This is a genomic window from Streptomyces bohaiensis (assembly GCF_012033785.1).
GTDB lineage: Bacteria > Actinomycetota > Actinomycetes > Streptomycetales > Streptomycetaceae > Streptomyces > Streptomyces bohaiensis.
Genome location: NZ_JAAVJC010000196.1, coordinates 1 through 8,804, shown reverse-complemented (window position 1 = coordinate 8,804; position 8,804 = coordinate 1). Strand labels below are relative to the sequence as shown.

Here is an 8,804-nt window from a genome sequence, read left to right as displayed (position 1 = left end):
TCGCCGGCCCGGGAGGCGTCGCCCGGGGAGCCGTCGCCCGCGGCGCCGGCGGGGGACGGCGCGGCCGCGGGGGAGTCCTGGTGCCCGGACGGGTCGCGCGGTGCGGGGCGGCCGGTGGTTTCGGCGTGTGCGGGCGGTCCGTCGCCCCGGCCGGAGGGTGCGTCCCCCGAGGTGCCGACCGGCCGGGGCGAGGGGGTCACCGCACCGCCTCCAGGACGTCGCCGCAGCCCAGGGCGTCGGCGATCTCCGCGAGGGCGTTGTCCGGGGTGAGGCTGAGCACGGCGGCGCTGTCCACACCGAAGTCGGCCATCAGGCCGGGGTCGCCCACCGGTCCCTGGGGCACGGCCTCGGTCGCGTCGTCGGTGTCCTTGCCGGGCTCGGTGAGGGCGTCGGTGCCGTCCTCGGTGCCGTCGAGGTCCACCAGGTTGTCGAGCGCGTACGGGTCCTCGGGCTCGCGCCCCAGGAGCTCGTCGCTCAGCAGAATCTCGCCGTACGCGCTGCGCACGGCGCGTGCGGCGTCGGAGACGAAGACGCGCGGGTCGTCCTCACCGTCCACGCGGACGATTCCGAACCACGCGCCTTCCTGTTCGATGCAGACGAGGACGGGTTCCTCGTCGCTCCCGGTCTCGCGGGCCAGGTCGGCCAGCTCGTCCAGGGTCTCGACGTCGTCCAGTTCTCGGTCGCTCGCTTCCCAACCGTTCTCGGTTCTGGCGAGCAGTGCGGTGAAGTACACCTCGGCTCTCCCCACGTTCGGCATGCCTGTGGGCATCGTGGCAGAAAAGCGGGGATCTGTCGGGTAACTCAGCACTTCACCAGCGGAATGTCCGCATTCGCTGCTGACGGCGCATTCGGGCCGTGCGGGCGCGCCGGGGCTGCACGCGGTCGCGCAGCGCCTTGGCTTCCTGGAGATCACGGAGGAATTCGGCGCGGCGGCGCCGGTGCACCGGATCGGGGTCCTCGGGGTAGCCGGGTATCGGCATCCCTCACCTCCCAGTCATCAGTCCTCCACTCTCCCCCCACAGCCCGACGCAGTCCAGTTGGCGGATCGGGTGACGGCCGATCCGCGGCCGGGTGTGGCCGGGTACAGCTGTTCGTTAGGGTCGTGTCCATGCGGATTCACGTCGTCGACCACCCGCTGGTGGCCCACAAGCTCACAACGCTGCGCGACGAGCGCACCGACTCCCCGACCTTCCGGCGGCTGGCCGACGAGCTGGTGACCCTGCTCGCCTACGAGGCGACGCGGGACGTGCGGACGGAGCAGGTGGACATCCGGACCCCGGTCACCGGGACGACCGGTGTCCGGCTGTCGCACCCCCGCCCGCTGGTCGTGCCGATCATCCGGGCCGGGCTGGGCATGCTGGACGGCATGGTCCGGCTGCTGCCGACGGCCGAGGTCGGGTTCCTGGGGATGATCCGCGACGAGGAGACGCTGGAGGCGTCCACCTACGCCAACCGGATGCCGGAGGACCTCTCCGGGCGTCAGGTCTACGTGCTGGACCCGATGCTGGCCACCGGCGGCACGCTGGTCGCCGCGGTCCGGGAGCTGGTGGCGCGGGGCGCCGACGACGTGACGGCGCTCTGCCTGCTGGCGGCGCCGGAGGGTGTGGAGGTCATGGAGCGGGAGCTGGCCGGTGCGCCGGTGACCGTGGTGACCGCCTCGGTGGACGAGCGGCTCAACGAGCAGGGGTTCATCGTTCCCGGCCTCGGCGACGCCGGGGACCGGATGTACGGCACCGTCTGAGCGGCGGCCGGGCGCCGCTAGCCGGCCGCGCCCGGACCGATGCCGGGCCCGGCCACCCCTCAGGGGCGGCCGGGCCCGTCACGTGCTGCTGCGGATGGGGGCGGGTCCGCGTCCGCCCTGCCGCCGCGCGCCGTTGTCAGCCCCGGTCGACGGCGGCCTCGGCGCGCGGCGCGGTGCGACCGGTGCGGTCCGCGGCGTCCGCTCCGGTGTCCGCGGCGGCGGAGAAGCCCTCCGCGCAGGGGTCCTCCGGCGTCGCGGTCAGCTGCTCCAGCACCAGGGCGACCTGCGGCTCGTCGAGCAGGTCGCCCGACTCCTCGCCGAGGATGAGGTCGAGTTCGCCGCCGTCGCGCTCCACGGTGCCGGTCTCGGCGCCGTCGTCGCCGACGTGGCTGCCGAGGACCTGGAGGGCGCCGCTCGCCTCGGTCTCGTCCGCGCCGCGCAGCAGGCCGCCGGCGGGGACGGTGTCGACCAGTTCCTCGGGGGCGTTGTCCACCTCGCCGATGAGGAAGCCGCGTTCGGCGAGGGCGTCCGCGGTGTCGCGGGCGAGGCCGGTGCGGTCGGTCGCGTTGTAGACGTTGACGGTGATCGCCGAGGGGGCGGGGAGCGGCGGCCGTTCGACCTCCTCCACCTCGCACTCGGGTTCCGCGACCGGGGCGGCCTGCGCGGCCGGTTCGGTCTGTCCGGTGAAGACGTCGACGAGCTGCGTGGTGCCGTAGCCCAGCAGTGCGAGGACCGCGAGTGACGCGACCAGTCCGGCGGCGAGGCGGCCGCGGCGGCGGGTCCGGCGCATCCGTGGGTAGCGGTCCCCCGTCACGCGGTAGTGCTTACCGCTCATTCCAGGGGGTGTGAGCATGCTCATAGCGGCAGCGTATCCAGGGTGGGTGGTTGTGCGTACCAGATGATCAGCGTATCGGGTGCCCGACGCGCCGTTCGCCCCGCCCGGGCGGGGCCGCGACCCGTTCGGCGCAGCTACGCCGTTCGAAGGTTTCGGTGCGGCGCGCGAGCGGGGCGCCCGAACGGCGGACAGCGCCCGTCACCGCTGACCGCACGCCGGGGGACCGACGGCCGCCGGCCGTTGCCGGAACGGCAGGACGGCAGGACGGCAGGGCGGCAGGGCGGCAGGGCGGCAGGGCGGCAGGACGGCAGGACGGTGGGCCGGGGCGACGGGGCCGGGCACGGACCACCGCAGGAGCCCCGCGGACGGCCCCGCGAGCGGTCCGGCGGACGGTGCGGGGCGGGAGCGGCGAGAGGACACCTCGGCGCCGCGGCAACCGGAGCGGCCCCCACCGGTCGGCGGGGGCGGTACGGGGCGGAGTGCGGTGGGGAGGCGGCTCGCTGCCGTCAGCCGAGCTCGAGCACCCGGGCGTGCAGAACCTGGCGCTGCTGGAGCGCGGCTCGCACCGCCCGGTGCAGGCCGTCCTCCAGGTAGAGGTCGCCACGCCACTTCACGACGTGCGCGAACAGGTCGCCGTAGAAGGTGGAGTCCTCGGCGAGCAGCGTCTCCAGGTCCAACTGGCCCTTGGTGGTGACGAGCTGGTCCAGCCGCACGGGCCGGGGCGCGACGTCCGCCCACTGCCGGGTGCTGTCCCGGCCGTGGTCGGGGTAGGGCCGCCCCTCACCGATGCGCTTGAAGATCACAGGGAGAGCCTACCGGCAGGCACCCGTGTGGCGCAGCCTCGTAACGCCGCTGTGAACAGTGCGTATCGCGTCATAACGGGTGGTGTCGGGGTCGGATGATGGCGGGAAGACGCGGGCGGCGCGCCATGGCGGGCCGGACCTGCCGGCGGGGCGGCGCGTCGTACGGCCGCCGGTGGGCGCACCGCCCGGTCCCGAAGGCGCCGTAGCGGCGGGTGGGACGGCCCCGTCCGTCCCACCCGCCGCTCGTGTCACGGCGGTCTCCGCCCGCGCCCGGCCCGGTCAGCGGTCCAGTCGGTGGGCGGCCCACGTGTGGGGGCCGCCCTGGTCGACGGTGGCGGAGCGGGCGGGGCGCGCCTCCGGGACCGTTTCGGACAGCGAGCCGGTGTCCCAGGCGTAGCCGCCGACGAGGTGGGCGATGACCCGGGTGTTGATGTCCAGCGCCTCGGGGCTGATGTTGTCGAGGTCGTCGCAGGCGCGGTGGTAGCAGGGGTCGTAGGGGGCGCCGGCCTCGCCGCCCCACAGCTCCGCCTGCTCCTCGGTCTTGACCCCCTCGGCACCGGTGAACGTCCCGCCCGCCGGGATGCCGGCGTCGATGAACGGCCCGTAGTCGCTGCGCCCGTTGAAGACGGTCGGCCGCGGCTGTGCGCCCCGGTCGTCGAGGAACGCGGTGATGGCGCGTTCGATCTGCGCGGAGCCGTCGGGGCCGGGGGCGGAGATCCCCTCGGAGCCGTCGCCGTCGTAGACGAACAGCCCGTAGTTGGGCGAGGCGATCATGTCGAAGTTGAGGTAGAGGTCGATGCGGTCCCGCTCGGCCTGGTCCAGCCCGGCGACGTAGTGCTCCGCCCCGAGCAGCCCGAACTCCTCCGCACCCCAGAACGCGAACCGGACGGTGTTGCCGTGGTCGGGTTCGCGGCTGTCGACCCGGGCGGACTCGGCGAACCGCAGGGCGGTCTCCAGCACCCCGGCGGTGCCGGAGGCGTTGTCGTTCATCCCGCTGCCGTCGAGGACGGAGTCGAGGTGGGCGCCGGCCATGACGACGGTGTCGGGGTCGCCGCCGGGCGTCTCGGCGATGACGTTGAGGGTCGTGCGGTCCTCCGCCAGCTCCCGGAGCTCCAGGTCGACGGTGACGGTCTCGCCGGCGTCCAGCGCCTCGGAGAGGGCGCGGCCGTCGGCGCGGGAGATGCCGCCGGTGGGCAGCCGGCCGGCGGCGGGATCGCCGAGGGTGCCGCCGAGCGGCCCGGCGCTGTCCTCGTTGTCGTAGATCAGGACGCCGACCGCGCCCGCGTCGGCCGCGTTGGCCTGCTTCTCGGCGAAGGTGCACAGGCCCCGCTCGATGAGGGCGATCCGTCCCTCGGCCTCCGGGCCGAAGTCGCCGGCGGCACACCCCGCGCCGCCGGCGGCCGCCACGTCCTCGGTGATGCCGGTGATGCCGGTGCGCCGCGGGCCGGCGGGCTCCCCGGCGCCGCCGGCGCGTACCTCGGTCAGTTCCGCGGTGGTGCCGCCCTCGGGGGAGGAGGCGGTGTAGGACATCGCCCGCACGTCGATGTCGCGGTCCTCGGGGGTCCGCACCGCGAGCCGCTCGGTGAGCGCCTCGCGGTAGGAGAAGACGAACTCCTGGTAGGTGACCTCGTACCCCGCCTCGTCGAGGAGTTCCCCGACGTAGCGCGCCGCCGCGTCGTACCCGGCGGTTCCGGCGGCCCGGTTGCCGTCGTGCTTCTCGGCGATCCGCTGGAGTTCCTCCAGGTGCCGCATGGCGCCCTCGCCGGTGGCGCGGTCGACCAGGCGCTCGGCGAGGTGCTCGCCCCGCACCTGCCGGGCGATCTCGGCCGCCGAGTCGGGCCGGTGGTCGGCGAGGCCCGCCGCGTCGCGGACCGGGCCGACAGGACCGGTGGGGCCGGGGCCGGCGCCGGTGATGCCGGGGAGCGCCGGGAGGGCGGCCGCGTGGGTGGTCCCGTCGTCCACGGGGGCGGGCGGCGCGGAGGCGGCCGGGGTGGTCAGCAGCAGGGGCGTGGCGAGCGCGGTGGCGAGCAGTGCGCCGAGCGCGCCGCGCCGGCGGCCCAGGGGGCGTCGCGGTCCTCTCACGGTGCGGGATCCTTCCGGTGCGGTCGGTGATGACTGCGGAAGCTATCCCCGGTCAGGGGGCGTGCGGAGTGGGTGACGCGCCCCCTGGCACCGGATGGCGCAACGCCACGCCCGAGAGTGGCGGTGTGATCACCCGATCGGTAGCGGGCACGGCCTCCCCCGATCGGTGGCGTGCGGACCGGTGCGGACCAGGTCCCGCTCTCGCCCGTCGGCGGGTGAGCGGGAGGCAGCGGGGCCGGTGGGCTGAGCGGCGGGTCAGCGGGTGCGGGGGGCGCGCTTCCCGCCGCCTCCCCCCGTGGCCTTCGCCTCCTTGGCGGCCCGCTTCATCTCCTGCTTGTGCTCGCGGACCCGGGCCAGTGTCCTCGGCCCCGTGATGTCGGCGGCCGAGAGGTACGCGCCGTCCTTGCCGTAGTCCCCGGCGGCCTCCCGCCACCCGGTCGGCCGGACGCCGAGCTGCTTGCCGAGGAGCGCGACGAAGATGCGTGCCTTCTGCTCGCCGTAGCCGGGCAGCTCCCGCAGCCGGGAGAGCAGCTCCTCGCCGCTCTCGGCCGTCCGCCACACCTCGGCGGCGTCGCCGTCGTAGTGCTCGACCAGGTGGTGGCAGAGCTGCTGCACCCGCTTGGCCATCGACCCCGGGTAGCGGTGGATCGCCGGTTTTCGCGCGCACAGGTCGGCGAACTCCTCCGGGTCCATCGCCGCGATGCGGCCGGCGTCCAGGTCGTCACCGCCGAGCCGCTCCAGCAGGGTGTGCGGACCGGTGAAGGCCCATTCCATCGGCACCTGCTGGTCGAGCAGCATGCCGACCATGGCCGCCAGCGGGCTGCGGCCGAGCAGCGCGTCGGCGTCGGGGTCCTGGGCGATGCGCACGGTCCGGTTCATGGCCCCATGATGTCCCCGGGCCCCGCCCGCCGCACGCGGGCCCGCGTGCGGCGGGCCCTCGCGCGGCGGGCCCTCGCGCGGCGGGACCGCAGCGGTGCGGCGCGCGTGCGGCCGGTGCGCGCCGGGCGTCAGCGTTTCAGCGCGCGTTCCAGCTCGGCCTTGCGCATCGAGGAACGCCCCTTGACCCCCTTGCGCTGCGCCTCGGCGTAGAGCTGGTCGTAGGTGCGTCCGCCCGGACCGCTGTGGGAGCGCTTTCCGCCGCGCCGCGAGGCCGACATGTCCTGGGTGGAGGTGCGGCTCGCCGTCCGGCTCTCCCCGGCCTGCGCCCGCTCCTTGTTGACGGTCCGCGCCGCGATCTCCTCGGCGCGGCCCTCGGGGGTGCCGCGCTTCTCGGCGCTCTCCTTGATGTGCTCGTACTGGCGCTCCCGCTTGGGCGAGGAACCGCTGGGCATGGGGGTCTCCCTCGGGTGGACGTTCGCGTGCACCTCCGACGGTCACACCGCGCGGCGCGGACGGCACGTCGGCGGCGCCGTTCGGCCCCGAAACGGCGGGAGGCGGCGGGTCGGGTCCGGGCTCCCACCCGCCGCCTCCGCCGGCCGGACCACCGCCCGACCGGGTGCACCGGGCTGCGGGAGGCCTGCCGACCGCAGCACCATGTCTGGTATGCCCCAGAGTGTGCGATTCGGATACACGATGATGACCGAGCAGGCGGGCCCCCGGGACCTCGTCGACCACGTGGTGGCCGCCGAACGTGCCGGGTTCGACTTCTCCGTCACCTCCGACCACTACTTCCCGTGGCTCGCGGAGCAGGGCCACTCGCCCTACGCGTGGAGCGTGCTGGGCGCCGCCGCGCAGGCCACCTCGACCATTCCGCTGATGACCTACGTGACCTGCCCGACGGTCCGCTACCACCCCGCCGTCGTGGCCCAGAAGGCCGCGACGATGCAGCTGCTGTCCGAGGGCCGGTTCCGGCTCGGGCTGGGGTCCGGCGAGAACCTCAACGAACACGTCGTCGGTACCGGCTGGCCCGCGCCCGCGACGCGCCTCGCCATGCTCTCCGAGGCGGTCGACATCATCCGCGCCCTCTTCGCCGGGGGCGACGTCACCCACCACGGCGAGCACTACGACGTCGAGAACGCCCGGCTGTGGGACCTGCCCGACGAGCCGCCGCCGATCGGGATCGCCGTCTCCGGGCCGCTCTCCTGCCGGCTCGCCGGGGAACAGGCCGATCTCGTGATCGCCACCGAGCCCCGCTCCGAACTCCTCGACGCCTTCGACCGGCACGGGGGCGGCGGCAAACCACGCGTGGGCCAGCTGCCCGTCTGCTACGACCCGGACCGCGACGCGGCCGTCGCGCGCGCCCATGAGCAGTTCCGCTGGGCCCTCAACCCCTGGACCGTCAACGCGGAACTGCGCGGCCCGACGGGCTTCGCCGCCGCCACCGCCAACACCGGGCCCGAGCAGGTCGCGGGGACCATCCCCTGCGGTGACGACCCGGCGGAGTTCGTGCGCGCCGTCCAGCGGTTCGCGGACGCCGGATTCACCGAGATCGCCCTCGTGCAGGTCGGGGGCGACCACCAGTTCGCGTTCCTCGACTGGGCGCGCGACACCCTGCTCCCCGCGCTGCGGGCCCGATGAGCGGCGGCCGCGGGTACCGAGCCCGCCCCCCGGCCCGCCGATCCGTCGCCGCCACCACTGTTGCCGTGGCGCGTCGCCGGGCAGGCGCCCCGGACCCGACCCGCGACCCCAGGCCCGGCCGACGCCGGGCCCAAGGAGGATTCCATGACCCGCGCCGCAGTCTTCGACGTGGACGGCACCCTGGTCGACAGCAACTACCTGCACACCGCCGCGTGGACGGAGGCGTTCCGGCAGACGGGGCACCCCGTCACGGGCCGGGACGTCCACCGGGCGCTGGGCCTGCCCGGTCACGACCTGCTCGCCCGGTTGCTCGGCGAGGAGCACGACCCCGACCTCGCCGACACGTTGCGGGCCGCCCACAAGACGCTCTACGCCACCCACTTCGAGCGGCTGCGTCCGCTGCCCGGCGCCGCCGATCTGCTGCGCGCCGTCGCGGACCGCGGCTGGCGGGTCGTGCTCGCCACCTCGGCCGACGGTGAGGAGCTCCAGGCGCTGCGCCGGGCGATCGACGCGGACGACGTCATCGCCGGCACCGCGTCGGCGGACGACGTGAGCGAGGGCAAGCCCGCGCCGGAGCCGGTGCACCACGCCCGGTCCCTCGCGGGCGACGTGCCCCCGGAGCAGACCGTCTTCGTCGGTGACTCGGTGTGGGACATGCGGGCGGCGTCCCGCGCCGGTGCCACGCCGGTCGGGGTGACCTGCGGGGGGCTCGCGGCCGAGGAGCTGTGGGCGGCGGGAGCGGCGGAGGTCCACGCGGACCCGGCGGCGCTGCTCGACGCCCTGTCGGTCAGCCCGTTCGGTCGCTGACCGGCCGGCGGCGCGGCGC

The 8,804-nt window shown here is 75.2% G+C and carries 10 protein-coding genes and 1 pseudogene; 3 read left to right on the top strand and 8 right to left on the bottom strand.

From position 1 onward, the window contains the following. The 3 genes and pseudogenes from HCN52_RS24875 to HCN52_RS18150 all read right to left on the bottom strand — a co-directional run. Positions 1–200, bottom strand: a pseudogene (locus HCN52_RS24875) (LPXTG cell wall anchor domain-containing protein); the annotation flags it as partial. Further along, entirely contained in the window at positions 197–733 is a 537-nt protein-coding gene (locus tag HCN52_RS18155) for a tRNA adenosine deaminase-associated protein (protein ID WP_168089508.1), read from the bottom strand. The pseudogene HCN52_RS24875 and the gene HCN52_RS18155, both read right to left, overlap by 4 nt. A 76-nt stretch (positions 734–809) precedes the next feature. Then, positions 810–980 carry a hypothetical protein gene (locus tag HCN52_RS18150; RefSeq protein WP_168089506.1) on the bottom strand — a complete coding sequence of 57 codons (171 nt, stop codon included), beginning with the start codon at positions 978–980 and terminating at the stop codon, positions 810–812. A 128-nt stretch (positions 981–1,108) separates the two neighbouring features. On the opposite strand from HCN52_RS18150, the gene upp reads away from it, so the two are divergent. Further along, positions 1,109–1,741: a uracil phosphoribosyltransferase gene (upp, locus tag HCN52_RS18145; RefSeq protein WP_167968560.1), complete on the top strand. Its 633-nt coding sequence runs from the start codon at positions 1,109–1,111 to the stop codon at positions 1,739–1,741. A 136-nt stretch (positions 1,742–1,877) separates the two neighbouring features. Here upp and HCN52_RS18140 read toward each other — a convergent pair whose 3' ends face one another. From HCN52_RS18140 to HCN52_RS18120, 5 genes are all read right to left on the bottom strand, one after another. Continuing rightward, positions 1,878–2,576 carry a LytR C-terminal domain-containing protein gene (locus HCN52_RS18140; protein ID WP_168089505.1) on the bottom strand — a complete coding sequence of 233 codons (699 nt, stop codon included), beginning with the start codon at positions 2,574–2,576 and terminating at the stop codon, positions 1,878–1,880. A 506-nt stretch (positions 2,577–3,082) separates the two neighbouring features. Further along, complete coding sequence (locus HCN52_RS18135; protein WP_167968558.1) at positions 3,083–3,379, bottom strand: type II toxin-antitoxin system VapB family antitoxin; 297 nt, start codon at positions 3,377–3,379, stop codon at positions 3,083–3,085. A gap of 279 nt (positions 3,380–3,658) precedes the next feature. Continuing rightward, a complete protein-coding gene (locus HCN52_RS18130) occupies positions 3,659–5,461 on the bottom strand; it encodes a M28 family metallopeptidase (RefSeq protein WP_312876762.1) in 1,803 nt (600 codons plus the stop codon). A 255-nt stretch (positions 5,462–5,716) separates the two neighbouring features. After that, entirely contained in the window at positions 5,717–6,340 is a 624-nt protein-coding gene (locus HCN52_RS18125; RefSeq protein WP_168089504.1) for an HhH-GPD-type base excision DNA repair protein, read from the bottom strand. Between the two features lie 128 nt (positions 6,341–6,468). Continuing rightward, on the bottom strand, positions 6,469–6,792 hold the full coding sequence (locus tag HCN52_RS18120) for a plasmid stabilization protein (protein ID WP_168089503.1): 324 nt from the start codon (positions 6,790–6,792) through the stop codon (positions 6,469–6,471). A gap of 211 nt (positions 6,793–7,003) precedes the next feature. Here HCN52_RS18120 and HCN52_RS18115 point away from each other — a divergent pair, with 211 nt between their 5' ends. Then, on the top strand, positions 7,004–7,978 hold the full coding sequence (locus HCN52_RS18115) for an LLM class F420-dependent oxidoreductase (protein ID WP_168089502.1): 975 nt from the start codon (positions 7,004–7,006) through the stop codon (positions 7,976–7,978). Between the two features lie 144 nt (positions 7,979–8,122). Continuing rightward, entirely contained in the window at positions 8,123–8,785 is a 663-nt protein-coding gene (locus HCN52_RS18110) for an HAD family hydrolase (RefSeq protein WP_168089501.1), read from the top strand. Positions 8,786–8,804 lie beyond the last annotated feature (19 nt).

What these genes read in the sequence shown, in the direction of transcription:
- HCN52_RS18140 (WP_168089505.1), bottom strand. Translation starts at nt 2,576, where the DNA reads ATGAGCGGTAAGCACTACCGCGTGACGGGGGACCGCTACCCACGGATG.
- HCN52_RS18115 (WP_168089502.1), top strand. Translation starts at nt 7,004, where the DNA reads ATGCCCCAGAGTGTGCGATTCGGATACACGATGATGACCGAGCAGGCG.
- HCN52_RS18150 (WP_168089506.1), bottom strand. Translation starts at nt 980, where the DNA reads ATGCCGATACCCGGCTACCCCGAGGACCCCGATCCGGTGCACCGGCGC.
- HCN52_RS18120 (WP_168089503.1), bottom strand. Translation starts at nt 6,792, where the DNA reads ATGCCCAGCGGTTCCTCGCCCAAGCGGGAGCGCCAGTACGAGCACATC.
- HCN52_RS18125 (WP_168089504.1), bottom strand. Translation starts at nt 6,340, where the DNA reads ATGAACCGGACCGTGCGCATCGCCCAGGACCCCGACGCCGACGCGCTG.
- upp (WP_167968560.1), top strand. Translation starts at nt 1,109, where the DNA reads ATGCGGATTCACGTCGTCGACCACCCGCTGGTGGCCCACAAGCTCACA.
- HCN52_RS18110 (WP_168089501.1), top strand. Translation starts at nt 8,123, where the DNA reads ATGACCCGCGCCGCAGTCTTCGACGTGGACGGCACCCTGGTCGACAGC.